Origin of the sequence: Rhizobium tropici CIAT 899, assembly GCF_000330885.1 — a bacterium.
GTDB lineage: Bacteria > Pseudomonadota > Alphaproteobacteria > Rhizobiales > Rhizobiaceae > Rhizobium > Rhizobium tropici.
Window position 1 is genome coordinate 2,385,230 of sequence record NC_020059.1, and the last position, 24,563, is coordinate 2,409,792.

Below are 24,563 nucleotides of genomic sequence, written 5' to 3' on the forward strand. Positions count from 1 at the left end.
ACATGATCAAACGTATCAAGGTTTCTGAACTCGACAGGTTGGAGCTCAATAGAGCGCAACTGGAAAGTTATCTTCACGCACGGCAGCGTGCGTCAATGTCGCTAGGCTACCCGACCGCCATAGATGACGCTTCGATCGAAGACGATCTGAAGTCATTTGATAATGGTCAATTGAAACCAGTTTTGTACAACACTTCAATAGTTTATGAAGCATTCAATGCATATGAAATGCCAGTGAGATACATCGCCGACTGCACGTATCTAAGTAAGTACGGAGATAGGTCAAAAGTCTGGGAACACCGCGTTACGGTTGATCAGAAAACTGGCACGGAATGGCTTTCCAGCAATGCGGAGCGATACTGAGCACGCGATGTGCGGATCACGAATTTTCAATATAAACGATTACGCAGCGAATACCTCATCGTCGTGTTTTCGGCTGAGTACCAACATCCAAGATTGCCTAAATCAACCTATGGGGGCAGAATGCGGCGAATAATTTTAGCAACTTTTGCATGTGTAATAAGCGGCAACGCTCATGCGGATTATCGCGAAGAAATCCATAATTTAGCGATTCAGGTCAACAACGCCACCTACTCCAGTCTAACCACAGCCTATATTTGCCGGAATGTCGCTGGCATTGATACCTACCTAAAGGTGCGCCAAAAGGTCGAAGCGGTAATGGCTAGACTAAGCTCAGATGCTGATTTGGTGCGCGAAACGATTGGCTCTTGGGAAACGCAATTGCAGAAAAATCGACGCTATAAGAATCTCGGCGTTACAGAAAAAGAATGTACGGACGCACTCAGCGACAGAGATCGCAAGCTCGACGCAGCTTTTAATGCCATGTTGGACATTCGCGGTGATCGCTAATGCTTTGATTGACACCTAAAGGTGCAATAGTCAAAAGCTGTCAAGCCGGCAGAACTTGCAATATCTGCCACTGGCATCGCTTTCAAAACCATGCGAAATACAACCCTGCGCTTTAAATGGGGGATTTCGTGATTAGATTGTGGAGATTGGTCAGCTTGGCTCTTTTGCTACCAACTATTAGCGGCTGTAGTTTTTCTGAATCGAAATTGGTGACCGTGTGCGAAGAAGTTTTGAAATTGAGACTTTTAGCGCCAGCAGGATACAAGCGGATCGAAATCAACGAATCCGAAGAGTCTCTCAGCCGCGACGACTACAAACGCTATCTGGCCAGGGACGAATATGGGCCGCTCATCCAGGGAGCCATGATGAAGGATTTTGACCGAGGCCGTGTAAAACCTCGCATGTTTGAGGTTCTTATAACTTACGATGCTCCTAACGCCTATGGCACACCAATTCGCGGGACCACCATATGTCAGTATCCAACTGACAATGAAGACACCTCCAGAGCGGACCGTCTCTATGTAATCATCGACGGCTGGCCTGCTGCCGGTTTTTCGGACACCGAGTTAGGCTAATCCGACCTTGTTTTCAAATTCCATCGGGCTGAGGTAGCCCAGTGTCGAATGCCGACGCTTCGGATTGTAGAAGCGCTCGATGTAGTCGAACACGTCCGCCTTTGCATCGTCCCTGGTCCTATAGACTTTGCGAGCTGTCCTTTCCGTTTTGAGTGATGAGAAGAAGCTTTCCATCGCGGCATTGTCCCAGACGTTGCCTGACCGGCTCATCGAGCAGGTGATGCCGTGATCGGCCATGAGACGCTGGAACTGCTCGCTGGTGTATTGGCTACCCTGATCCGAATGGTGGAGAAGCGCATCCGGCTTGCCTCTGCGCCAGATCGCCATGATCAGCGCATCTGTGACGAGCTGGGCCGTCATGTTGGCATTCATCGACCAGCCGACGACACGGCGCGAGAACAGGTCGATGACGGCAGCCACATAGAGCCAGCCCTCAGCCGTCCATAGGTAGGTAAAATCGGCCACCCACTTCTGGTTCGGCCTTCCCGCCGAGAACTGACGGTCCAGAACATTCGGCATGATGACCGGGCGCTCACCGTCGTCTTTCGGCAAACCCCGCCTTCTCGGTCTTGCTCTCAATGCGTTGTCGCGCATGAGACGCTCGATGCGATGCAGCCCACAGGAAAAGCCTTCCGCGAGAAGATCATGCCAGACACGCCGCGCGCCGTAGGTGCGGTCGCTGTCCTTAAAGCTGTCCTTGATCTTGTCGAGCAGAGCCTCGTCATACCGGGCATGCTGGCTCGGTGACCGATGTAACCAGGCATGAAAGCCGGAACGCGATACACCCAGCGCTTCACAGAGCCATGCCACCGGCCAGATCGAGCGGTGCTTTGCAATGAACGCGAACTTCATATCACGTCCTTCGCAAAGTAGGCGGCGGCCTTTTTTAAGATGTCGCGCTCCGCCTTCAGCTTGGCGACTTCTTTCCGAAGCCTCTCGATCTCAAGCTGCTCGGGCTTCATCTGTCCCTGACCAGGAAACGCCTGTGCCGGGTCCGAACCGTATTCCCTTACCCACTTGCGCAAGACATTCTCATGAACATCCAGATCGCGGGATGCCTGCGCAACGCTGACCCCACGCTCTCGCACCAACTTCACTGCCTCAAGCTTGTACTCGCGGCTGAACTTCCTTCGTTGCATTCATGCGCTCCAGTTTCATTGGAAACACCTTAACTCGGTATCCACGAAACCGGCAGCAGATCGTGTCCCATGGAGTGGTGTAGCTTGATTTCATAGCCATCGGTGATTTCCGGTAGGGTCGGGTTGCTTAGAGCCAACCTGAGGGACACCACCGATGACCGACGACATGATGAACCTGCGCTCACTCGTTGAGAAGAGCGCTGATGCCGATTTGCTGCGGGAGATGATCGGCTTTGCTGCCGAGAAGCTGATGGCGCTGGAGGTCGGCACGAAGACCGGCGCGGCCTATGGCGAGAAGAATGGCTTCCGGCTGGCCCAGCGTAACGGCTATCGCGACCGGGATTGGGAGACACGGGCGGGCACCGTCGAGCTGCGCATTCCCAAGCTTCGCACCGGCAGCTACTTCCCGAGCTTCCTGGAGCCGCGCCGCATGGCCGAGAAGGCTCTGACGGCGGTCATCCAGGAGGCTTATATCCAGGGTGTTTCGACCCGCTCTGTTGATGACCTCGTCAAGGCCATGGGCATGTCGGGCATCTCCAAAAGTCAGGTGTCCCGGCTCTGCGAGGAGATCGATGAGAAGGTGAAGGCCTTCCTCGACAGGCCCATCGAAGGAGAATGGCCCTACCTGTGGATCGATGCGACCTACCTCAAGGTTCGGCGCGGTGGTCGTATTGTCTCCGTCGCCGTAATCATCGCCGTCGGCGTCAACACCGATGGCCGACGCGAAGTGCTCGGCATGGAGATCGGCACGTCCGAGGCCGAGGCGATCTGGACCGAGTTTCTTCGAAAGCTGATCAGGCGGGGGCTGCGCGGCGTCAAGCTCGTCGTCTCCGATGCCCATGAGGGCATCAAGGCCGCAGTATCGAAAGTGCTTTCCGCCACCTGGCAGCGCTGCAGGGTGCACTTTATGCGCAATGCCTTGGCCCATGCTGGAAAGAGCGGACGCCGGGTTGTCTCCGCGTTCATTGCAACGGCCTTCGCTCAGGACACGCCGGAGGCCGCAAGCACTCAGTGGCGCAACGTCGCCGACCAGATCAGGCCAAAGGTACCGAAGCTCGCCAGTCTCATGGACAGTGCCGAGCAAGACGTGCTCGCCTACATGACCTTTCCCAAGCAGCATTGGGCCAAACTTCACTCGACCAACCCCATTGAGCGATTGAACGGTGAGATCAAGCGGCGCACAGAGGTCGTCGGCATTTTCCCCAACGACGACGCCATCGTGCGCCTGGTCGGTGCGCTGCTGCTCGAACAGAACGATGAATGGGCCGTCCAGCGATCCCGCTACATGACACTTGAGACAATCGCCACAATGAGCGATGATCCGCTCATCAGCCTGCCAGCAGCAAGCTGATACTCATCCGACCCTCTGGGATGAGCCGTGGTCGTCTAAGCTACACCACGTCCTGGGACATGATCCGGCAGCAGGCCAGGCAAAACAAACGCGGAGTGGTTGAAGACGCAGCTTTGAGAAAAGCGGGGGCGACGATGAGGCTAAAGCTACTTCTTACTGCATTCTTCGCGTGCACAATCATCACCCAAGCCTTGGCTGACGACGAGCACAAGCGTCTTCAGTTGGCCGGTAAAGTCATCGATGGTGTGAACGTGAGTTTCATGATTGCTTATCAATGTCGCGATGCGCTTGGCACGACATACTACAACGCAATTAGGACGTATGCCGAGAAGGCGCTCCAGCAGATCGGGGCGTCACCGGAAAAGGCGGCACAACAAGTAGACAGACTTGAAAAGTTTATCGAAAGCGAAAAGAAGCTCGGTCGGAAGGAGGATATCGAGGGATGCGTGTGGAATATCTCAACCGTAAACTACGACCTGCAGACCGCACAAAAGAACTATATCGATTTTACGCACCCTGAAAATCCATAGGCCTTTGGCTGGTCGCGTTGGCTGCCCACTTCAAGGCGAAAGAAAATCGAGAGTTGCGATATCTGTCACTGGACCACCTTTTGATTTCATACGAGAGAATGCCGCGAAGCTACTCGTGGGAGTTTTAATGAAGCTGATTTCCAGCGTGATTGCAGTGCTTGCCGCGTTGTTGTTACTTTACAGCTTTGGCGTCTTTGATCCGCCGATCGTGACCGCTTGTGAGGCCCGTCTTAAAGAATATCTCGCGGCATCTTCCACCTATGAGCGTAACAGGTTCTTCTTTAACGAGAGGCCGGGCACCAGAGGTGACCTAGAAGAAGAGTACAAACAAAGCCCCGACATACGAAGCTTTTTTCTGGAGAGATTTGATGAAGGCTCGATAAAGCCTATGCTCTACACCGCAACCATAAACTTTAACGTGCTGAATACGAAAGCGGAAAAGGTTACCAGAGCAATTACTTGTCAATATCTGTCCATTGATGGCAGCATTTCCAAAATATCAGCGGGTGGGGTTTCCATCTTTAAAACCGATTCCACCAGTGATTCTGAGATACTTAGGGACTTTAGCCATGCCCCTTCCCGAACTGTGGAAGAATTGCAGAGAGAATTGAAACCAATTGCCCCTTATGCGGGATGGGTTCGCGATACATTCAGGTGGCTCTTTGGCTGATGCATTTGAAGTCGCTTCCTAAAACCTACCCCGCCTCCCGCGCCCTAATCGCCTCCGTCTCCTCCACCACCACCTGACAATAGCGCCCGTCCATCGCCTTCAGCACAGCAATGTCTTCCCGGCGCAGGAGGTTGCCGGTCAGCTGCAGCCAGGCCAGCATTTCCTGGTGGGAGAGCGGCACTGGGCCGGAAAAGCCGGGGGCCTGCGCCGAGCGCAGGTCCCAGAACCAGTCCCAGAGCGGATGGCCGGCCTCCGGCACCTCGGCCTCCGGGCTTAAAAGCTCGAAGGCCTCGTTGCGTTCGCGCCGGGTCTCGCCGTTTATATCGCGCACGCAATCATAGCGTGCGACGACCCCTACGGCTTCTGAAAGCCCTTCGGCAAGCTCTTCATAAAATTTGCGCGGTCCTCCGAGGCGCCGGCCACCTGATCGTAGATCCAGCCGGCGTCCTCGACGACTTCGCGGGCCTTCTCGAAGGAGAGCACCGGCTGCTCGCCCTTCCACTGCTGCTCGCCCCAGCTCCAGGAAGCGATGGCGGCGGCGGCCTTGTCGAGATATTCGGCCTCGACCTTGCTGGTCGTCAGCTTCTTCTTGCGGCTGGCGAGGAAGCGGTCGCTATGCTGGCGAACGATCTTCTTCACCTCGTTGCTCTCGGCCGAGCGGATCATGAAGGAGATGCCGAGCGGCTCCTCGGTGGCCGGATGCAGAAGCTGCAGCTCGAAGAGATCTTCGGAATTGACGAGACTGGAGATATCCAAGGAAACACCTTATCGGTTGGGACATGTGAGAGTGACCGCGCGCCGCAGGAGAGCGACGCGCGCAAGTTTCCGTAATATGGTGCTTACGGCGTGGTGACGGGATCGACGCGGATCGGCAGCTGGTTGAGGCCGATCTTGAACTTCTCCAGATCGAAATCGTCGGAGCCGCCGCCGGGATAGAGCGGGCCGGAAACGACGCCGCGCGAATAGAACACCGTGTTGGTCTTGCCCTGCGGCGCGTCGTTACGCTCGACCTTGATTGCCATGTTGTTGATGTTAAGGGGATCGCCGAAGGTGCGCAGGATATCCTGGCCCGGATCGTCGGCGATGGAGGCGACTTCAAGCTCCGGGTCGCCGGCGTTGGAAACGCCCTTCTGCTTCTGCTGCACCGGCTCATCCAGCGTATTGTAATTGTTGATGGTGGATTCCGAGCCGAAATCGCCGACCTTGCCGACCTTACCCACCTGCACCCAGGTCAGCGCGGCATAGGCGGTGGCCGTGAGATCGGTATTCTGGGGCGTCTCGCATACGTAGACTTTCGAGCCCTTCTTCGTGCTTTTGTTCGCCATGGATCATGTCTCCGGTTCAAAGGCGGTGTAGGGAATGGTGACCGGTATCTGCACCCGGTCATCCTCTTGGATCGGGCCTGCGGCCCACGGCTCGCCACTGATCGTGATCTTCACGCCAGAGGCGAACAACGTCTTGTTGTTGAAATGGTCGATGACCTGGCCGGCGGCATCGAGCGGCTTGATCAGCCCGCCGCCGGCCTTCCAATAGACGGAAACCTGCAGAAGCCCGAGCTTCTGCTGCGGATCATCGCCGAGCGTCACCTGCCGGGGGCGGTTGGGCAGGTAGCTGACAGCCAGATAGTTATCCGGCTTTTCTTGCCCTGCCGGCGGGAAGGCAATGCCCGGCTGCGCCACCGGCAATGGCGGCTGGAATTGGAGTGCTGCCAGATGGTCCAGCAGCGCAGCCAGAATGAGAGCGTCCGTCCCCGTCGCCATGCGTCACCCATGTCTATGATGTTGAAATTTAGAGAGATCAGTCCGCCGTGTCGCGCGCGGCACTCTCAACGATGTCAGGCCATTGGCGCGCCGCAAGCCGCACCATGCCCTGCCCCGCCTGCCCATCCTTGCCATACTCGACTGCGGCGGCATGCGGCGCGGTGAAACCCATATGGATCATGCCACCCAATGGCACGCCGAGACCGGCCAGATTAACCGGCTGGCCTTCATTAGATCCCTCCGCATCCTCGCTTTGCCGTGGCGGGGCGGAGACCCGGAAGGAATTGACAAGCTCGCCGGAGGCCACAGGCGTTGCCTCGACGATCGCCTCGGCCAACCGCTGCGCGGAGAGGTTCGCCACCTCTTCCATGCGCTTTTTGGTCCGCTCGGCCCAGGCGGCGATATCGGCGGAGAAATTCGAGGAAGCCATGTCGATTGCCCCTGTGAGCTTATGCGTCATCGGCGGCGTCGCCCGGTGAAGAGCCACGCCGTTCGAAATTCAAAAGGGTGAGATGGCCGTAGCGGGCACGAACCACGGGTTTGGCGGTTGGGGATTCGGCCTTCGTCCCGTCGCTTCTCTCAATCCCCGGCAACGGTGAAACCCGATTGAGCAGCAGGATGACCCGCGAGAGCAGCCAAAGCGTGAGGATCGTCTTGAAACGAACAATCGCCGTCATCGCCGCACCTGCAGCTGCCAAAACACGACAGTCCCACCCGGCGACAGCGGCTGGATATCGACGATCGCATGCTCGATGCCACCGATCAGCATCCTGTCGGCCAGTGTCGGCGTGATCGAGAGCCCCTCGGTCGAGAGATAGACCATGCGGTCCCCACGCTGGATCAGCGTATCGGCGATATGCGCCTGGCTGTGATCGAGGTCGACGAGCGAACAAGCAAAGTCCTCGCGCGTCTGCACCGGATCATAGTCCGGCCCGGCATTCGTGATGCGCCGCAGACTGCCCCTCTGGCCGAATTTGGTAATCAGCCGCTCGGCGGTCGCCCGCGCCTTGTCGTAATCGAAAGCCGCCATCACACCACCAGAATGCCCGGGAGTACCGGACGCAGGAGTGGATAGAGCAGCCCATCGAGCATGGTCAGCACTGGCCTTGCGGACGCGATCATGTCGTCGCTCGTGTCGGCAACGGCATATTCCGTCTCCAGCGGTCCCACCTTCTCGCGCTTCACCGTGCGAGCCGCGACGATGACGGGCGTCAGACTGCCCGGCTCCGCAAGCTCGAGCGCCGCCGCCTCATAGGCCGCGTAAGTCACGGCCGAAGGCGTTGCGTCGCCTGCAACCACCTCGCCGTTGACAGTAACAGCGTCGCAGCGCGGCCAAGACAGCACTTGATCGTAACCGCCGGCGCGCCGCCCGGTAAATTTTGGCTCGTAGAGGCTATCGACAGCCTGCGATCCACGCACCAGCGCCGCCAGGCGGTCACCGTCGCTGGCCACGGCCCAGCCGGCATTGGCACGATCGGCGAAATAGGCATCGGCGGCAGCAAGCGTGCCGTAAAAGGATGCGGGCATGAAAGCTCCGTGTCGATCGTTGAGAAGACAGATGCCCTCTCCCCGCAAAACGGAGAGAGGGTAATCAGCGTCAGGCCGCAGCCGTGATCTCGTCGCCATAGGCCATGGCGGCCGGCAGGCGCACCTCGGTGCCGCCGGTGCGGGCGATGATGCCGGTCTCGAAGCTCATGATCGACTTCTGGCGCGGCTGCAGCACGCGGCGCGGCATCGGCAGATGGAACCGCAGCACCTCCGGATCGCGGCGATAGACGACCATGCGACCGCCACCATCCTGCGACGCCGTCGCGAGCTCGCGCAGCGGCTGGATATCGAGGGGCTGGCCGGTCTCGGCTGTGTAGACATTGCCGCGCCGCAGAAACTCCAGCACCGTGATGTAACCGTCGCCATCGGCAAGCCGTTTGGTGGCGATCAGGCGGAAGGCTTCCGGCGGCAGGCGCAGGCTGTCAACCCATTCGACTTCGCCGGTCCGCTGCCGCACGCCGCCGATAAGATCGTTGACGTCGCGCAAGATCTGATCCGCCGTCTTGGCAGACCAACGGGTCGAGCCGCTCGTGCCATCGGCAGCGACGTCGACGCGCGACACCTTCGGATCGTTGACGAAACCGGTCCAGCCCTTCTCCGTCGAGCCGGTCATGGCGACGGAATTGAGCAGGCGTTCGATCTTATCGGCGGCGAAAATGGCATTGGAAGCGTTGAGATCGAGATTGTAGAGAGCGGCCTGATTGACCTCCTCGAGATTCCACTCCCAGCCGGAGCCGAGCATCGCGAAATCATGGCTGGCGCTGTCGCGGGTCGACTGGTTGAACGGCATGTCGGTGCCAGCAGCCGAGAGGAACTTCGCCTCGCCGGCGCTGTCGACGGTGAAGAAGGTCGTGCCGGAAGCCCATTCATTGCCTTCGGTAACGACCGGGACATGGAGGCCGTAGTTGAGAGTCGGATAGCGGCGCTGGTAGATGCGCGTCTCGATATTGCGCCCTTGCGCGATAACGAAGGAATACGCGGCCTGGGCGTCGGCAAACTGCTGTCGAACGAACTGGTTCATGGATTAGGCGCTCCTGTGCTTGAGCGAGATCTCGACGATATCGCCGTTGCCGCCGCTCGTATCGAAGAAACAATCGGGAACGGGGCCGACGATGCCGGTGCCGGCCGCGTTGACGTAGGCGTCGGTCGTCGGATTATAGTAGACGGCGTCACCATCCGAGACCGCGCCACCGGCCCGTACATACATCTGACCGGAGGTCAGGAATGCGCCGGTGACGAACTGAGCATAGCCGCCGGCCGGAGCCACATCGGGCAGCACATTCGGCGTCAGCACCGCAATGCCGATGAACTTGCCACCGGCGGCAAAGGGTGCCACGCCATGATCGGCAAGGCCGCGCTGAACGGGCTGCCCGAACTTGATACCGGCAACGGTTTCGACCGTGCGGCTGATCTTGTTGGCCTTTTCCTCAGAAGCGATCTGCCCGTGCAGGCCCTTCCGAGGAGCGTTTCCATAGGTGGTCTGATAAGTCGCCATTGAAGCGTCTCCTTTTCGTTGACCTGTTAAGAGGGGTTGGCAGCCAGATGAGCGCTCTCGAGATCGCGCACCATGGCGGCGTAGGCGGCAAAGGCCGGGGATGTGGATGGCTGCATCGGGCTGATGCCGTCCTTGATGGCATCAGCAAAAAGGTCCGGCTTCTTGCGCAACCCTTCGGCCAGCATGTCGAAGCGGGCATCGATATAGGCGTCCGATCGGCCCTGGACGGCTCCCTCGCCTGCCTTGGCGATCACGACGGCCTTGCGGATGGCAGCGTCCGAAAGACCGGATGTCTGGATATTATCGGCAATCGCCTTGGCAAGGCCGATCAGATCGGCGCGCGCCTCAGCGCGGCGCTCGATCTCCGCTTCGTCGAGAAGAGCCGCTTTCAGCGTATCGAGTTCTGCATCGCGGATTGCAATCGCCTTCTGATGGCCGGCCTCGGCGTCAGCAAGGCGCTGACGCAATGTCGTGATAATCTCCGCGGCCTGATCGGAAACTTCGATCTCGACGCCATCGATCACAATTGTCTTTGTGGGCATCATTCCTTCCTTGCTTTGCTTGTCATCGGAAAGGGGGCGTGGGGCTGCGAGAGGAGAGCAGCCCCACGGTGCGGCTGCATCGCCGATGCGGACTTTCGTGCCCGCCCGGCCACGGCGCACAATGGCGATATGGTTGATACGAATGTTTCGCTGGATGGCGTCATAGGCCTCGCCCGCAGGCGTCAAGCCGGCGGTGAAATCGAGATCGCAGACATAGCCGGCGGAAAGCTCCTGCTTGCCGCTTTCGATGGCTTGGATCGTTTCCTCGTCGCTGACCATCAGCGGCACGCGAAGGAAGATGCCTTCGCCGGCGATCTCGTCTCCGGTCTGACCAACGGCATATTTCTTCCAGTTTTCCGAGGTGACCATCTCGGGCGGATGCTCATTTGTCACCGGGCGGTGAGCGGCGCTCTTGAGCGTGTCTTCGGAAAAGACCTCGCCACCGGGCCGGTAGATCCGTACCGTCGGCATTTCGGGCCTGCCGATTTCGGCGCCGGCATAGGTTTGAATGCCGGTGCGGGCGATGCGGGCGTCAGCCACAAGGTAGCCGTCCCCCGTCCGCCGCGTCCCCGCGACGGTGACAGTGTCTGTGAAATTCATGTTGGGATTTCTCCTGGCCGAAGCCAATCTGGTTCGGGTTAAAGCCACTCACCGAGGCAAAGCGGGCCCATCGCGTCGACGGCGCGACGTCGTCGGTTCGTTAGGTCGCGCGGGGATCCGTTTCGAATTGCTCGACCTCATCCGATTGGCTGGATGCCTTTGCTGCCGTCTCCAAACCCGGCAGCGATCCATCCTCCACAAAGGTATTCAGCAATGCCTTTGCGAGCGCTTGGCGAGGAATGATTTCCTCTCCCTGAGTTGAGCCAAACAAGGCTCGCGCCGCCTCAGCCTTCGTCTTGAAGATATCGGCCCGCTCCTTCTCACTCATCTGCTCCAGCGGTGCCCAGGTCGAATAGATGGCGGGATCGCGCGAACCGGTGGCAGAGCGGATGAGACACTCGTCAAGCCGGGACATTGCCGGCGTATAATCAAGCTCCTGAATGGCCTGGATGCGATCGTGATAATTCTTCATGTCGGCCGTGCCCGTCGCATTCATGCCGGCGGGAGACTGACCAAGCAATCGGGTAACTGGGATGTCGGCCGCACCGGCGACGATCTGCAGGAAGGCCATCAGAATATCCGTGAGACCGGAAAGCGGCGCGCTCTTGCTGTCGTACTCTTCCTCGGCATCGAGGATCAGCGTTCCATTGACCCCCTTGATGGTATTGGCGAGCACGTAGCGGCGCAGCACGGCATCTTCATAGGCCTGATTGCCGATATTGGCAGAGAATTGCGGGACCTTGATGATGTCGATCTTGGCTTCAAAGACCAGGCTGGCGATATTGGCCGCCGTGCTGTCTGCATTCTTGATCGCATCGAAGGTCGCGGTCAGCACGCTTTCGCCCCAAGCCTGATTACCCACTCCTCCAAACTCTTCATTCGGCGTCATCGCGCCTTTGAAGATGACGAGCCGCGACGGATGGATGGTCACCTGCAGGCCATTGGCACCGGTCAACGTATAGAACTTGGGCTTGCCATACCATTCCGAGGTCGGATCGCTCTCTATGTCCCCGGCAGCCAGCTGGCGGCGCGTCAGTACCGTCAGATGTTTGAGGCCGCCCTTTCCGACACGCTCCATCTCCAATGGCAGGGCCGGATCTACATCTCCGGACCCTATGAACAAGGCGGCACCACCGAAAAGCCGCGCTTTCGTTGAGACTTCCAGCACTTTGCCGCGCAGATTAAGCCGGCGTTCCTCCGCATCGAGCGAGCCGATCTGATCGCTCGCAGCTTGCCAGTTTCGCCATTTCCGGCAGCTATCGAGAGCCGGAATGTCGATGATCTTGCGCGGCAGCCAGGAGCCGCGATAGGCGGCGATGATCTGTTCGTCCGTCAGGATAGGCTGCGTGTAGAAGACGGATGCCGCCTTGTCGCGATCAGTGCCCATGCGGGATGCAAGGCTCACCAATCCGTCGCGAACCATCGAGAATACCTGCCCCATGGATTGTCCTTTGATGTCGTGTGATGAAGAAGCTCGCCCGAGCGAGCCTAGAAATTGTTGAAACTGAAGGACGAACTCAGCGCGAGTTCGTTCAAAGCGTCGGCGAAGGCATCGACCTGATCGTCGAACTGCCCGTTCGGGAAGGCGCAAATCTCGTCGAGAAAGGCTTCGTTCCAGTCCCCACGCAAAAGCTTGACGTTTCCCGCTTCGGCCTGCGCCGAAGCGGGTTTGGCGCGTGTCGCCTTATCCCCGGTTGGTGATATGGTTTTTACAGGAAAGCCCGCGAGTAGCTTGATCTTGGTTTCCGCATCAGCCTTGCCGGCTGCACCGGGATCCTGCGGCATGCGGATCGTCACCGTCGGTCCGTCCTGCGACGCAGTGTTCTTGAGATTGCGCTCCACCTCGGCGGGCGACCAACGCCCTCGTGCGAGGGTTTCGACATAGAAAACACCATCGATCAAAGCCATGCGCAGACCAACGGTCCAGTCTGGCTTGCGACCGGGACGCGCCTTCGAAGCGGCAAAGTCCCAGGCGCGACAACGCTTCGCACCGGAAGGCAGTGCCTCGACGATTTCGAAATCGCCGCGCTGAAATAAACCGCCCGACCGAGGGGCAGGCCGTTGCTGAAATTGGCCGGCCACCGCATAGGAGCCGAGCGGAACCTTGTCCCGCTCGACGACCACACGAGGAAAGCGCTGCGGAAAAAGCAGTTCGTCCTCTTCCGTCCTCGGATCGACAAATCCAATCGACGTGCGGCAACGCCGCTCCGGCTCGAACTCCATCGGCAGCATCAGGTGTTCGTAGCCGAGCCCAAGCGCCAGGATCGTCCCGGAGACATCCGCCTCATGCAGCCGCTGCATCACGACAACGATCGCCGAGCGCTGGGGATCGTTGAGCCGCGTCGGGACGGATTCGCGAAAGGTGCGGACGGTGGACAGGCGCTCGGCCTCCGATTCCGCCCCATCCACGGAATGCGGATCGTCGATGATGACACGATCGCCGCGGCCGCCAGTCAACCTGGAGAACGGCACACCCTGCCGCGAGCCCAAGCAGCTATTGGCGAAAGCCATTTCGCCCGTTCTTGTCAGCCTGACCCGATCGCCCCATAGTGTCTGATACCATTCGGAGGCAACGAGGTCGCGCATGCGCCTATTGTCGCGCTTGGCGTAATGTTCCGAATACGAGGCGCCGAGATAGCGCAGCTGCGGCTTGCCTTTTGGCCCCCATTCCCATGCCGGCCAAAAGACACCGCACAGGAGCGATTTCATCGTGCCCGGCGGAACGTTGATCAACAGCCGCGTAATCTCGCCCGATGTCACCGCCTCAAGATGCCGGCAGATAGCATCAATATGCCAGCCGTGGACATAGTCGACCGAGGGCTCGACGACATGCCAGGCCTCTCGCACGAAGCCGGTTAGAGACTGGCAGCTGGCACGAATGCGCTCGGCATCCATGGCAAGCCGGGCTGCGACCTCTATCTGCTCGCGTTCAGCTCTCCGCTTCGCCTTCTCCTCTTGGATTGCTGCGATCATCGTCGCCGGATCCGGCAAGCGGACCGAAGAGAGATTCGAGTATTGCAAGCTGCTCATCCGTGGCATTGGTTAGATCGATGGTGACGCCGCGGCCTCCCTTGGCCCCGGCGCCGGAGCGCTCGCTAGGTTTCTGATGAACATAGGAGGCCGCTATTTTCGCCATTTCATCGCGCCGCTTCTGGTCCGCCTCGTCGTCGCGCATCACTTTCAGCATGTAATCAAGCGGCGTATCCTCGGTGGAAACAACCTTGCGACGGCGCGCACGCGGTTTGCGCGGCGCGACTGGCTTGTCGGCATTGGTCATGCTTCATGATTTCCGATGGAATTTTGAAAGAAAACAAGCGGTTTAAAACGTCGCTTGCGGTCAACAGTGCGTCGCTGCAACTGTTCTCATCATGCCAAAATAGATACCCCATTTCGGCGCAATTGGCGACACCCTTAAAGGGCAATCAGCGCGCAAGGAATAAGAATTTTGACCGGGGCTACAAATAACCAATTGAAATCCCCCGTAAATATCGGATTCTCCAGTCCGACGAACTAAACGATCTAGCCCTCAATTCGCGAAAATACTCAAGATGCGCAAAGGCCGGCCGACAGGAATCTCGGCAAGACGAAACAGCAGTTCGGATGGTCCCGTGAGCCAGGATTGGGTTCGGCGGTTCATCGCCGCCAATCTCCCGGTCCTGCCCGTTCCCGGTATCCCCGATATTTACGTGCATAAAGCAAATCCACAAAGCGGGCTGCGGCGCCTCGCAGAACAAGATCCGCGATTCGGTTCACCCTACTGGGCGCATTACTGGGGAGGAGGTCTGGTTCTAAGCCGTTATCTTCTCGACGGGCCCGAAAGCGTGGCTGGTCACCGCGTATTAGATCTGGGCGCCGGCTCGGGAATTGTCGGGATAGCCGCCGCAAAGGCAGGCGCAGCGAAAGTGTATGCCGCCGACGTCGATCCCTATGCAATCGCAGCTATCGAGCTCAATGCCGCGCTCAATGATGTGACGATCGATACGATACTCGCCGACCTGACGAAAAGCGAACCACCTGACGTCGACGTCATATGCGTCGGGGATCTTTTCTATGAGGCAGCGCTTGCGGAGAGCGTCATCGCATTTCTGGACTGCTGTCTGGCTCGGGAAATCACGATTCTGATCGGTGATCCCTGGCGAGCTCATCTGCCTACATCGCGTCTTCGGCTCTTGGCAGAATACACGGTCCCAGATTTCGGCGAGGTCACTGCAAAGACTCGCCCTGCTGGCGTCTTTGCGCTTGGTTGAACAAAGTCACCAATCGGAGATATCTGCACATCACAATGATTGCGGGTTCGGACCGCATCAGTGCGACGGCTCACACTTTCATTTTGGCGCGCCTGCGGTTCCCACGCTCCAGTCGTTTAGCCAATTCGGCAAGTTCGGGGCTTGCCGCATCGAAGACGGGCCGCGCATCTTCCGGCAGCCAATGTGTTTCATGTTTGGGTGCCTTGGGCCTTGCCCGGTCGAGCCCGCCAGGCGCATTCGGCATTATCGGCGATATGCGCGACCAATCTGGTTCCTGGAGCATCGGTGACTGAGTGAGAAATACATCGGCCAAATTCCGGAACTCGCTGTGAATACGCCGTTCGGCTGTGCGCCGTACACGCCCCGTCCGCGCGCAAAAATCCCGAAACGAGCCGGCAATATAAGGCGCGGCAAGGCAAACGGACCATCGCGAAAGCAGAATGCGCCGCTCCTCATCTTGAACATGAACCCGAAGCCATTCCTGCAAAACCTCTTCTGCCCGACTGATGGCCGCAGCACTCGGCCGATAGCGAATGCGGATATCGGCATGATCCATCGGTTCGGGCAAAACCTCCGGCCAAAGTGTCCGCATCCTGTCGGGCCGGATGCCGCGCACGTCGAGATGAACCATCGTATCGGCAGCTTCGACGAAACGTGCACGGATGATCAGGCTCACGTCGGCAATCTCAGCCGCGCGACGGGACAGGTCGTCAAACTGCAAGGCGGGCCGGTGCATCAAGTCGTTTCTCCAATTCCTGATAAATCAGCGTTCGCAATGTCGCCCGAACGGGCCACGGCCGCCGCGCCACCGCATCCGTGCGCAATGTGGCAAGCCCGATATCATCGAAGGCACCCAGAAGATCACCTGGCCGCTGCAGTGCCCAATCCTGGCGTTGCGCCAGAACATCGGATACGGCACCGATCGTGTCAGACCAGAGCTCGTCGCGATTGCTCCCGGTCTGCCGGATACACCGCAGAACGAAGACCAGATGGCCATCGCCGTAGCGGCCCCGGATTTCCTTCATCGTACCGCGCGCGTGGCTCTCCGCAGGTGCGCGGCGCCGATGGACGGGAACCAGCTTGATGCCGAGCCCATCGAGAATAAGATCCAGCCTACCTTTGGTCATGACAGTTCAACCCCTTTCGTCGGCGAATTTGATACCTCTCGGCTCACGAAGCGCTTCCAATGGTGGCGATAGCGGTGGCCGTTTTGGGTTTGAAGAAGGCCTCCGCCTTGGAAATCGCTTCCACCCTCGCCCCATCGCGGAGCATCGGCGTGTTGAGATAAGCAACCATCGCCTCGCCGGCTGCAGCCTTGGCAGCATCCTGCGTCGCAAAGACGATCGGTTCACCTCTCCTATCCCGGAGGACCTCATTTGTCGCTCGATGAACCTTGCGAATCCAGCCGAGATGGCCGCCGGCAACGGCTTCTGTTCCGATTTGAAATTCGTTCATAGCAACCTCCCCCGGCTCGCTTGGCCAGGTCTATCTCTAGAGTTTCCGATTGAGTTTTAACGTTTGGGTGTCCGCCTACCGCCTGCGCAGTTTCGCCGGCGGTGCCGGCTCTTTGGGCGCAAGCATGGGGTCTTCGGCAATGCGGAAATGAATTTGGTCGCCCTCCGGAGCACCGAAGTCCTCATCCCCAAGGGATGGCATTGGCGATTTCCAAATGACTGACTTTATTGCGATCACCATAGCGACAAAAAGCAACGCCGCGCCGATACAGGCGAGAAGGCCCTGAAGCATTTCGATCACGGCAGCGCCTCCTGACCAGCTGCTTCGGAAAAAGACCGGATCTTCGTCATTTCCGTAGGCTCGACGGCTACATCACAACTCTCACAATGTAGCTCGATGACCTCCGCAATCGACAGAGTTCGAAGGCATCCGGGGCACCCCCAAAAGCGATCGAAATATCCAGCCTGCGATGCTGCCCTCCTGTTCCCATTGCCTATGATCATAACTTCACCTCCAAAACATTCTCCGCCGCGTAGTGCGCCGCGCCGCTCACCCGCCAAACAGCGCTTTGCGCCACAGGCATCTTGATAAACACAAATTATGTTGATAATAATGATATTGTCAACATGATTTATGTCGGAAATTTTGCAAGGGTCAAAAGATGCAGAAATCCATGGGCGAACGACTAAGAGCGGCGCGCGAAGCCGCAAATTATCCATCAGCCACGAAGGCGGCAGAAGCGCTGGGCGTAAGCCTGTCCACCTATCGTGCGCATGAAAACGGTCAGAACGAATTCAGCGCCGAAGTCGCCAATCGCTATGCCAAGAAATTCGGCACGACCGCGGCTTATCTTCTGACCGGCGAAGGCCAGCGCAAAACCGCACGTCCGGCGCCAAACATTGTCATGTCCTTCGATCCCGACGAGCAGGATCACGATGGATTTGCCGAGAGCGGCGACGAGCTTAGCTACAGCCGCGAACACTGGAAGCCGCAGATCGAAGGCGCAACACCGGAAGTGGACGTGAAACTTGGCGCCGGTAGCGGCGTCGTCGGCGAAGTCATCAACCTCCCCGTCGGCTCAGGCAATGTCGCCGGGCACAAGATCGTCGCAGAATGGCTTATCCCCACCGGCTATCTGCGAAACGAGGCCAAGGCGTCACCGAGCCACACGATCATCATGGAAGTCGTCGGCGATTCCATGCAGCCGACCTACATGCCCGGCGATCGCGTCATCGTCGATCTCTCACAGAACCAAATGACCACCGATACGGTCTATGCGATTAGCGACGGTTATACGGAGCCGCAGATCAAGCGCTTGCAGCGAGTTCCCTTTAGCCGGCCAAGCGAAGTCAAGATCATCTCCGACAATCCGGCACTGGAAACCTTTACCGTCGAATTGGACCGCTTGACGATCATCGGCCGGATCTGCGGTCATATCGCACGCAAATAAAACCAATTTTCTATCTGAGTTGCGCAATAAACATAAATTATGTTGACATGCATCATGTTGAATGGCAACTTCACCGAGAAGAGCCGTTGGCCTTGAATGGAATGAGCCCGGGCACGAGCAGGACCTCGCCCGAAGTCAGCGAAACCGGACAGGCCAATTGCAACGATTGGAAAAGCCGCAAGGCCATCGAAGGAGAATGTCATTCATGCTGAGACAGCCGAATGCTTTCATAATCATACCGGCAGATGCCGTGAGGGGCGCCGGCGTTGCCGAACTATCATCGATCGCCAGGGTGGGAGAATGATGACGTACGCCTCAGAATTCTCCTGCGAATATTCGTTTGACGAGCTTAGTATCCGCCTATGCGATCGCTGGGAAACCGGGTTGCTATTATATGGGCGTGCTGAGCTGACCTCAGCAGGAGCCGATTACGAGGACGAGTTCTATGTGTCGGCCATCAGACTGGATGGTGGTGCAAGACTGGCACGGCCGAATGCCTCGAACAATGCCGGCAGCTTCGAGTCCGAATTATTCAGGCGGATAGCAACGGTCATTGAAGACGACGGAACACAGGCGGGTCGTCACGCCGCCGAACTTTTCGTCTCTGCGTTGGAGCAATCTAGAGAAGCTGACTATGATCAAGACCACAAGTTCGAGCGGGAGAGAAAACTGGAAGCGCTCGGGACATACTGAGGCCCACGACATACAAACATCGATATTCACGGGAGGTCGCTGGAACAATGAACGTTCCCCAGCACGAGCTTGAAGAGATCCGCCTGCTGGAGCAGAAGCTACATCTCCCGGAAATACGACGGTCGCCGGCAGTCGTGGCGGAATTGCTGGCCAAAGGCTTCGTTGAATTTGGCAGTTCCGGTACGGTCTACGACGATAGAGATGAGCTGATCGCCGGTCTGGCTGCAGAAAAGAGGGAAGAAGCCGCTCCTCCCATTATTTCCCGCGACTATGCCTTTCGATCGATCTCACCAGATGCTGTCCTCGTCACCTACAGAAGCATCCGGTGGGCCGGAGAGAGCGGTCCGGAGCGGCATACTCTACGGAGTTCGATTTGGCAGCGTACCGAGGGGCGATGGCAGATGATCTTTCACCAGGGAACGCCAACGACTCCGCGGGATTGAACTAACCCGCGTGGCGACACCGCATTCGTAAGCCATGAGATCCTCGCGACTGGGGACGAGCGCTGCAAGACTAACGGAGCCCGGGCGCCGTATCGCTGGCTTTATCGTTCGTGAGGCCGAGATTATCCGCCATCCGAATGAGGTCGGCGACGGAGTCGGCCCGCATCTTGCGCATCGCCTGACCGCGATGAACCTTGACAGTGATTTCGCTGAGGCCGATCTCGGCAGCGATCTGCTTGTTGAGGAGACCTCGTGCGACGAGCGCCATCACCTCGCGTTCACGTGGCGTGAGTGTCGAAAATCGCTCATGAAGATCGACTTCCGCCGCCTGCTTGCGCAGCCGGATGCGATCGATTTCTAGCGCTTGCCTGATTGCATCGAGGAGATCCTGCTCACGGAACGGCTTCAAGAGAAACTCCGCCGCCCCCGCTTTCATCGCCCTGACGGACATCGGCACGTCGCCGTGCCCGGTAAGAAAAATGATCGGGATTGCATATCCCATACGCGCAAGCTCATCCTGAAAATCAAGACCGCTCGCATCCGGCATCCTGACATCGAGCACGATGCAGGCTGGCCCCTCAGACCGAGAAGAGGCCAGGAAATTCCGCGGCGATGCAAAGGCACGCGTATCGTAGCCGACGGAGCGTAATAGGCTGTCTAGCCCATCGCGCACGGATGGATCGTCGTCGATCACGTAGACGGTCGGCTGCTGTCCTTGCATGCCCTACCCCTTTGCCCTTTCGTTCAGCGACAAGGTGAAACCGAAGACGGCTCCGCGTGGAAAATTCGGCGCGGCATAGATGGTCCCGCCATGGGCCTCGATAATGGATCGGCTGATGGCAAGCCCCATCCCCATGCCCTTCGGCTTGGTCGTGTAGAAGGCTTCGAATATAGTGTCGAGCCTTTCGGCTGGCACGCCGCTGCCGGTATCGCGCACGCTGACGGTCACCTTCCGTTCGTCCGCGGCAGCGCTGACAAGCAGCTCGCGCGTTTCCTCATCGACCTCCGCCAGAGCTTCGATCGCATTCATAACGAGATTGAGGATCACCTGCTGCAGCTGGACACGATCGCCGGCCATCAATGGCAGATCGCTCGCCAATTCCGAGCGGAACAGGATTTGATTCCGTCGAATCTCGCTGCGAACGAGTTCCAGTACATCATTGATAGCCTCGACCAGATCGATCGCGTCGCTAGAGGGCGACGAGCGCGCCACGAGCCCGCGAACACGGCCGATGACATCGCCTGCTCGCCCGGCATCCGCGACAATTCGCTCGATGGCGCGGCGGGCTTCGTCGTGATCGGCCGGTGTTGCGGACAGCCATCGAAGCGCGGCATTACCGTTAGCGGCAATTGCGGTGACCGGCTGGCTGACTTCGTGGGCTATCGATGTGCCCAACTCACCGACGATCATGAGACGCGACATGCGTGCAAGCTCGGATTGCGCCTGCCTCGCCCTGGCATCAAGCATTTCGATCCTGATCGCCAGATAAGTGGTCGCGCCGATCGCGACTAGGCTAAGCGTACTGTTGATCAGGCCTGCCTGCGAAGCGCCGTGACGCGTCAGGAAATAGCTGATGACGGTCAAAGCAGCACATGCAATCCCGACTATCGCGATAGCCCCGGTCCGCCCCGAATAGACCGCCAGCAAGATGACGGATACATACAAAACGGCGAAGGCGATCTCCAGATCGGTGATCGTATCGCCGATGAAAATGAGAGCGGCAAGAACTGCAATGCCGAGCCAAAGCAAGGGCATTTCGAAGAGGTATTTCAAAAACTCACGCCTCATCCCTGGCATCCCTGCATCACGGCTTCCGCAAGATTGCGTGCGGAAGCTGCAAACTGCCCGAACCGAAGCATCAAAACAACAACCGCGTTCTCCCGTGCCGCCAAAGCTGGCGACCCGCCGGATCTGATGCGCTAAGTCCTGGCCAGGCGGCCTGTCAAATCCTGGAATGCCATGAGATGATCGCCGCCTCAACCGGCAGCGCCCTCTCGCATTCGTTCCAACGGGGTTTCAACTCGGGTTTTCCAGCGTGAACAGATCGGCGTTTTCGTCATAGGCGAAGTATTCTGCGTAGCGGGCCCAGTTCGTGACGGCCTTGATGGTGGTGTCGGCATAATCCTCGGACATGTAATCCTCCAGCTCATCGCGGAAGCGCCGTGCAGGTGCGCGGTGGGTCGGCCGCTCGTCGAGCACACGGCGAATATGTGCAGCCAACGGCACATAGGTCGCCAGGTGCTGTTCGAAGAGTTTCTTGCGTTCATCGACGTCGCCGTCGAAGAAACGCAAGCCCGGCGCCGTCAACTTGATGTCGCCCCCTTCCAGATCAGCGAAACGCAGGAGTTGAAGCGTTTCCGCGACCGGAAAGAGATCATCGATATCGAGATGCAGATGGGCCGCCAGCGGCGGCAGGTCGGCCTGCCCGCGATAGGGCTCAGCAGCGACCGTTTCGATCAGACCGGACATGAGGTTGGTCGACACGCGCGGCAAAGCCATCGCAATACCCGTGCCAGGGAAAAGTCCTTCGCGCGTGGGCGCACCGGTCTTTACCGTCATCCGCGCGTAGATGTCTTCGACGAGCATGCGGAAGGCCGGATCGAGGCGATTGCGCGGCTGCGGCAGATCCACATGGATCTCCGCAATCACACGGCCGGGATTCGATCCGAAGATCAGGATACGGTCGCACATCAGCACCGCTTCTTCGATATTGTGTGTCACCATGAGAACCGACTCGATCGGCATCCGGCCCTCGCACCACAGATCAAGCAGATCCGTGCGAAGCGTTTCCGCCGTCAGCACGTCGAGCGCGGAAAAGGGTTCATCCATCAGCAGAACCTTCGGCCGAACGACGAGCGCCCGCGCAAGACCGACACGCTGGCGCATGCCTCCTGAGAGTTCCTTCGGATAGGCGCTTTCGAAACCGTCGAGGCCAATGAGGTCGATGGCCGCGAGTGCACGCTTGCGCCGCTCGGAGGACGCAACGCCTTGCGCCTCCAGCCCCAGTTCGACGTTTTGCAGCACGGTCAGCCAGGGAAAGAGTGCAAAGCTCTGGAAGACCACGGCAACATCGGAGTTGGGGCCGACGACCGGGCGGCCTTCGAAGGTGATGTCGCCTTTGCTCGGGCGGATCAGGCCGGCAATCGCACGCAGCAGTGTGGACTTGCCGGAGCCGGAACGGCCGAGCAGCCCAACGATTTCATTGGGATAGAGCTGCAGATCGACATTCTCGAGCACGACGAGCGAGCCGGACGCCCCCTTGTCGTAGGCTTGGCACACCTGCTTGGCGAGAACCAGCGGTGCATTTTTTACAATATCGAGCTTCCTGGAGATGACAGCGTTTTCCATATTCGGTTCTCCGATCTTGAATTAATCGAGGCGCATGCGGCGTTCGGCGAAGACGTAGAGCGGCCGCCAGAGCGTTCTGTTGAAGAGCGTCACGAAGATCGACATGACGACGATACCGAGGATGACCCGCGGAAAATCACCAGCCTCAGTCGCTTTCGCGATGTATGATCCTAGTCCGAAGGCTTCGAGTTTAGTGTTGCCCCAACTCGCCAGTTCAGCGACGATGCTGGCGTTCCAGGAGCCGCCGGAAGCGGTCAGCGCTCCCGTGACGTAGTAAGGGAATATCCCCGGCAACATCACTCGCCGCCACCAGGTCCACGAGCGCAGCCGGTAAACCGAGGACACCTCCCGCAGATCGGTAGGGAATGCACTCGCACCCGCAATCACGTTGAACAGGATGTACCATTGGGTGCCGAGCACCATCAGCGGCGACAGCCAGATGTTCGGGCTGGCGCCCGTCGCAACGATCGCAATCACTGCAACAGGAAAGAGCACGTTTGCCGGAAACGCCGCCAGGAACTGCGCCAGAGGCTGGACGCGCTCCGCGACAGCGGGACGCAGGCCGATCCAGACGCCGATCGGAACCCAGATGACACTCGCGACAGCAATCAGAACAACAACGCGAATGAGCGTCACGAACCCGCCGGCAAAAGCGATCCAGACATCGCTCCAGGAGAGCGTCTGGCTGAGATAGGAAACCGCATCCCACACACTCCAGGCACCGACGACGGCGATCAGCGCATACCAGGCCATATCGATAGCCCAGCTGACAAGACGCTGTTGATGCTGGTCTTTTGCGGCGGCACGCGAGGCCGGCAACAGCCGCAGGAGCATCAGCCGACCCCATACAGCGGCCAAAGGTGTGGTCACGTATTTCAGGAAGCGCGTGCGACGGATCAGCGAATAAACCCAGGAGCGCGGCCTCTGCTGCCCGGCGGTCTGTTCGAAGCGGAACTTGTCTGCCCAGGCGACGATGGGGCGGAAAAGCAGTTGATCGTAAAGAAAGATGACGACTGCCATGGCAAGTACGGCCCAGCCTACGGCGGTGAAATCCTTTTTATCGATGGCAACCGCCAGCCAAGAGCCCAGACCCGGAAGCTGCACGGTGGTGTTACCCACCGTGATCGCTTCGGATGCAACGACGAAGAACCAGCCGCCGGACATCGACATCATCGTATTCCAGACGAGGCCGGGAGCGGCAAAGGGAGCCTCCAGCCGCCAGAAACGTTGCCAGCTCGACAAGCGAAATCCACGGCTGACCTCATCGAGGTCACGCGGAACCGTCCGCAGCGACTGATAGAAGGAGAAAGCCATATTCCATGCCTGGCTGGTGAAGATCGCGAAGATCGAAGCACATTCCGCGCCAAGCTGGCTTCCGGGGAAAAGCCCCATGAAGAAGGTGACGGTGAAGGTCAAAAAGCCGAGCACCGGCACCGATTGCAGAATGTCGAGGGCCGGAATGATGATCTTCTCGGCGCGGCGGCTCTTTGCGGCAAGCGTCGCGACGACGAAGGTGAAAATGAGGGAGGCGATGATGGCCGCCATCATCCGCAAAGTCGTGCGCAGGGCATATTCGGGCAGATAGGCCGGGTCGAACGACAGCGGTGCCGTGGACAGGCCCGCCAGCGGCGCGCGCATCTCGGCTATACCACGAAGTGCGAGATAGGCGGCGGCGGCAATGAAAGCGAATGCGGCGAGATCATAGCCATTCGGCAGGATACGCGCACCCGCCAACGTGGCAACGGCACTACGCCCGCGTCGATCGTTAGCAAGGAAAACCATGTGATAACCCTTTGAAGACAGGAATTTTTAGCCAAGGCGCGACGTAGGCGCCGCATAGCGACGCC

Annotated in this window: 33 protein-coding genes; 10 read left to right on the forward strand and 23 right to left on the reverse strand. The window is 58.7% G+C overall.

Features of this window, described 5'->3' with window-relative positions; translation table 11 throughout:
* Positions 1-2: 2 nt before the first annotated feature.
* The 3 genes from RTCIAT899_RS11620 (at position 3) to RTCIAT899_RS11630 (ending at position 1,444) form a co-directional block, all read left to right on the forward strand.
* Positions 3-362: a hypothetical protein gene (locus RTCIAT899_RS11620; RefSeq protein ID WP_148289258.1), complete on the forward strand. Its 360-nt coding sequence runs from the start codon at positions 3-5 to the stop codon at positions 360-362.
* A gap of 9 nt (positions 363-371) precedes the next feature.
* On the forward strand, positions 372-869 hold the full coding sequence (locus RTCIAT899_RS11625; RefSeq protein WP_135488149.1) for a hypothetical protein: 498 nt from the start codon (positions 372-374) through the stop codon (positions 867-869).
* A 155-nt stretch (positions 870-1,024) separates the two neighbouring features.
* Positions 1,025-1,444 carry a hypothetical protein gene (locus RTCIAT899_RS11630; RefSeq protein ID WP_135488148.1) on the forward strand — a complete coding sequence of 140 codons (420 nt, stop codon included), beginning with the start codon at positions 1,025-1,027 and terminating at the stop codon, positions 1,442-1,444.
* Here RTCIAT899_RS11630 and RTCIAT899_RS11635 read toward each other — a convergent pair.
* Positions 1,436-2,583, reverse strand: a protein-coding gene (locus RTCIAT899_RS11635; RefSeq protein ID WP_085999177.1) for an IS3 family transposase whose coding sequence is annotated in 2 segments (ribosomal slippage) — positions 1,436-2,337 and positions 2,337-2,583 — 1,149 coding nt in all. Because the reading frame shifts where the segments join, the coding sequence is not laid out codon by codon here. The genes RTCIAT899_RS11630 and RTCIAT899_RS11635 overlap by 9 nt on opposite strands.
* A gap of 154 nt (positions 2,584-2,737) precedes the next feature.
* On the opposite strand from RTCIAT899_RS11635, the gene RTCIAT899_RS11645 reads away from it, so the two are divergent.
* From RTCIAT899_RS11645 to RTCIAT899_RS11655, 3 genes are all read left to right on the forward strand, one after another.
* Positions 2,738-3,934, forward strand: a complete 1,197-nt coding sequence (locus RTCIAT899_RS11645; RefSeq protein WP_004110519.1) for an IS256 family transposase — start codon at positions 2,738-2,740, stop codon at positions 3,932-3,934.
* Positions 3,935-3,954: 20 nt separating this feature from the next.
* Positions 3,955-4,464, forward strand: a complete 510-nt coding sequence (locus RTCIAT899_RS11650; RefSeq protein ID WP_041677561.1) for a hypothetical protein — start codon at positions 3,955-3,957, stop codon at positions 4,462-4,464.
* Positions 4,465-4,591: 127 nt separating this feature from the next.
* Complete coding sequence (locus tag RTCIAT899_RS11655) at positions 4,592-5,134, forward strand: hypothetical protein (protein ID WP_015340439.1); 543 nt, start codon at positions 4,592-4,594, stop codon at positions 5,132-5,134.
* 25 nt (positions 5,135-5,159) lie between these two features.
* Here RTCIAT899_RS11655 and RTCIAT899_RS11660 read toward each other — a convergent pair whose 3' ends face one another.
* From RTCIAT899_RS11660 to RTCIAT899_RS11725, 14 genes are all read right to left on the reverse strand, one after another.
* Positions 5,160-5,465 (reverse strand): phage tail assembly chaperone, encoded by a 306-nt coding sequence (locus tag RTCIAT899_RS11660; protein ID WP_015340440.1) that lies wholly within the window; start codon positions 5,463-5,465, stop codon positions 5,160-5,162.
* A 23-nt stretch (positions 5,466-5,488) separates the two neighbouring features.
* Entirely contained in the window at positions 5,489-5,890 is a 402-nt protein-coding gene (locus RTCIAT899_RS11665) for a hypothetical protein (protein ID WP_015340441.1), read from the reverse strand.
* Between the two features lie 83 nt (positions 5,891-5,973).
* A complete protein-coding gene (locus tag RTCIAT899_RS11670; protein ID WP_015340442.1) occupies positions 5,974-6,459 on the reverse strand; it encodes a hypothetical protein in 486 nt (161 codons plus the stop codon).
* 3 nt (positions 6,460-6,462) lie between these two features.
* Positions 6,463-6,894 (reverse strand): phage tail terminator-like protein, encoded by a 432-nt coding sequence (locus RTCIAT899_RS11675; RefSeq protein WP_015340443.1) that lies wholly within the window; start codon positions 6,892-6,894, stop codon positions 6,463-6,465.
* Between the two features lie 37 nt (positions 6,895-6,931).
* Entirely contained in the window at positions 6,932-7,324 is a 393-nt protein-coding gene (locus RTCIAT899_RS11680) for an HK97 gp10 family phage protein (protein WP_135488283.1), read from the reverse strand.
* 19 nt (positions 7,325-7,343) lie between these two features.
* The gene (locus RTCIAT899_RS11685; RefSeq protein WP_015340445.1) at positions 7,344-7,571 is read right to left on the reverse strand and encodes a hypothetical protein; all 228 of its coding nucleotides are present in this window, start codon (positions 7,569-7,571) and stop codon (positions 7,344-7,346) included.
* Complete coding sequence (locus tag RTCIAT899_RS11690) at positions 7,568-7,924, reverse strand: hypothetical protein (protein ID WP_015340446.1); 357 nt, start codon at positions 7,922-7,924, stop codon at positions 7,568-7,570. The genes RTCIAT899_RS11685 and RTCIAT899_RS11690 overlap by 4 nt, the downstream gene beginning before the upstream one ends.
* Positions 7,924-8,421: a DnaT-like ssDNA-binding protein gene (locus RTCIAT899_RS11695; protein ID WP_015340447.1), complete on the reverse strand. Its 498-nt coding sequence runs from the start codon at positions 8,419-8,421 to the stop codon at positions 7,924-7,926. The genes RTCIAT899_RS11690 and RTCIAT899_RS11695 overlap by 1 nt, the downstream gene beginning before the upstream one ends.
* Before the next feature lie 70 nt (positions 8,422-8,491).
* On the reverse strand, positions 8,492-9,463 hold the full coding sequence (locus RTCIAT899_RS11700; protein ID WP_015340448.1) for a DUF2184 domain-containing protein: 972 nt from the start codon (positions 9,461-9,463) through the stop codon (positions 8,492-8,494).
* Between the two features lie 3 nt (positions 9,464-9,466).
* On the reverse strand, positions 9,467-9,937 hold the full coding sequence (locus RTCIAT899_RS11705; protein WP_015340449.1) for a structural cement protein Gp24: 471 nt from the start codon (positions 9,935-9,937) through the stop codon (positions 9,467-9,469).
* A gap of 26 nt (positions 9,938-9,963) precedes the next feature.
* Complete coding sequence (locus RTCIAT899_RS11710) at positions 9,964-11,079, reverse strand: DUF2213 domain-containing protein (protein WP_015340450.1); 1,116 nt, start codon at positions 11,077-11,079, stop codon at positions 9,964-9,966.
* A gap of 100 nt (positions 11,080-11,179) precedes the next feature.
* On the reverse strand, positions 11,180-12,520 hold the full coding sequence (locus tag RTCIAT899_RS11715; protein WP_015340451.1) for a DUF1073 domain-containing protein: 1,341 nt from the start codon (positions 12,518-12,520) through the stop codon (positions 11,180-11,182).
* 47 nt (positions 12,521-12,567) lie between these two features.
* Complete coding sequence (terL, locus tag RTCIAT899_RS11720) at positions 12,568-14,052, reverse strand: phage terminase large subunit (protein ID WP_015340452.1); 1,485 nt, start codon at positions 14,050-14,052, stop codon at positions 12,568-12,570.
* The gene (locus RTCIAT899_RS11725) at positions 14,009-14,356 is read right to left on the reverse strand and encodes a hypothetical protein (protein ID WP_015340453.1); all 348 of its coding nucleotides are present in this window, start codon (positions 14,354-14,356) and stop codon (positions 14,009-14,011) included. The genes terL and RTCIAT899_RS11725 overlap by 44 nt, the downstream gene beginning before the upstream one ends.
* Positions 14,357-14,627: 271 nt before the next feature.
* Between RTCIAT899_RS11725 and RTCIAT899_RS11730 the strand changes: the two genes are divergently transcribed.
* Positions 14,628-15,326 (forward strand): class I SAM-dependent methyltransferase, encoded by a 699-nt coding sequence (locus tag RTCIAT899_RS11730; RefSeq protein WP_015340454.1) that lies wholly within the window; start codon positions 14,628-14,630, stop codon positions 15,324-15,326.
* A 70-nt stretch (positions 15,327-15,396) separates the two neighbouring features.
* On the opposite strand, the gene RTCIAT899_RS11735 is transcribed toward RTCIAT899_RS11730, so the two are convergent.
* From RTCIAT899_RS11735 to RTCIAT899_RS11750, 4 genes are all read right to left on the reverse strand, one after another.
* Positions 15,397-16,062 (reverse strand): DUF6362 family protein, encoded by a 666-nt coding sequence (locus RTCIAT899_RS11735; RefSeq protein WP_015340455.1) that lies wholly within the window; start codon positions 16,060-16,062, stop codon positions 15,397-15,399.
* Positions 16,037-16,453, reverse strand: a complete 417-nt coding sequence (locus RTCIAT899_RS11740; protein WP_015340456.1) for a hypothetical protein — start codon at positions 16,451-16,453, stop codon at positions 16,037-16,039. Before RTCIAT899_RS11740 ends, RTCIAT899_RS11735 begins: the two co-directional genes overlap by 26 nt.
* A gap of 43 nt (positions 16,454-16,496) precedes the next feature.
* On the reverse strand, positions 16,497-16,781 hold the full coding sequence (locus RTCIAT899_RS11745; RefSeq protein ID WP_015340457.1) for a hypothetical protein: 285 nt from the start codon (positions 16,779-16,781) through the stop codon (positions 16,497-16,499).
* 75 nt (positions 16,782-16,856) lie between these two features.
* The gene (locus RTCIAT899_RS11750; protein ID WP_210305356.1) at positions 16,857-17,072 is read right to left on the reverse strand and encodes a hypothetical protein; all 216 of its coding nucleotides are present in this window, start codon (positions 17,070-17,072) and stop codon (positions 16,857-16,859) included.
* A 370-nt stretch (positions 17,073-17,442) separates the two neighbouring features.
* On the opposite strand from RTCIAT899_RS11750, the gene RTCIAT899_RS11760 reads away from it, so the two are divergent.
* The 3 genes from RTCIAT899_RS11760 (at position 17,443) to RTCIAT899_RS11770 (ending at position 19,367) form a co-directional block, all read left to right on the forward strand.
* Positions 17,443-18,231, forward strand: coding sequence for an XRE family transcriptional regulator (locus tag RTCIAT899_RS11760; RefSeq protein ID WP_015340459.1), 789 nt, complete (start codon positions 17,443-17,445; stop codon positions 18,229-18,231).
* 300 nt (positions 18,232-18,531) lie between these two features.
* Positions 18,532-18,924 carry a hypothetical protein gene (locus tag RTCIAT899_RS11765; RefSeq protein WP_015340460.1) on the forward strand — a complete coding sequence of 131 codons (393 nt, stop codon included), beginning with the start codon at positions 18,532-18,534 and terminating at the stop codon, positions 18,922-18,924.
* Between the two features lie 47 nt (positions 18,925-18,971).
* Positions 18,972-19,367, forward strand: a complete 396-nt coding sequence (locus tag RTCIAT899_RS11770) for a nuclear transport factor 2 family protein (RefSeq protein WP_015340461.1) — start codon at positions 18,972-18,974, stop codon at positions 19,365-19,367.
* A 70-nt stretch (positions 19,368-19,437) separates the two neighbouring features.
* Here RTCIAT899_RS11770 and RTCIAT899_RS11775 read toward each other — a convergent pair whose 3' ends face one another.
* The 4 genes from RTCIAT899_RS11775 to RTCIAT899_RS11790 all read right to left on the reverse strand — a co-directional run bounded on the left by RTCIAT899_RS11775 (position 19,438) and on the right by RTCIAT899_RS11790 (position 24,498).
* The gene (locus RTCIAT899_RS11775) at positions 19,438-20,088 is read right to left on the reverse strand and encodes a response regulator transcription factor (RefSeq protein WP_015340462.1); all 651 of its coding nucleotides are present in this window, start codon (positions 20,086-20,088) and stop codon (positions 19,438-19,440) included.
* A gap of 3 nt (positions 20,089-20,091) precedes the next feature.
* Positions 20,092-21,156: a sensor histidine kinase gene (locus RTCIAT899_RS11780; RefSeq protein ID WP_015340463.1), complete on the reverse strand. Its 1,065-nt coding sequence runs from the start codon at positions 21,154-21,156 to the stop codon at positions 20,092-20,094.
* A 228-nt stretch (positions 21,157-21,384) separates the two neighbouring features.
* Positions 21,385-22,716, reverse strand: coding sequence for an ABC transporter ATP-binding protein (locus RTCIAT899_RS11785; protein ID WP_015340464.1), 1,332 nt, complete (start codon positions 22,714-22,716; stop codon positions 21,385-21,387).
* Positions 22,717-22,737: 21 nt separating this feature from the next.
* Positions 22,738-24,498: an ABC transporter permease gene (locus tag RTCIAT899_RS11790; RefSeq protein WP_015340465.1), complete on the reverse strand. Its 1,761-nt coding sequence runs from the start codon at positions 24,496-24,498 to the stop codon at positions 22,738-22,740.
* Positions 24,499-24,563: the final 65 nt, after the last annotated feature.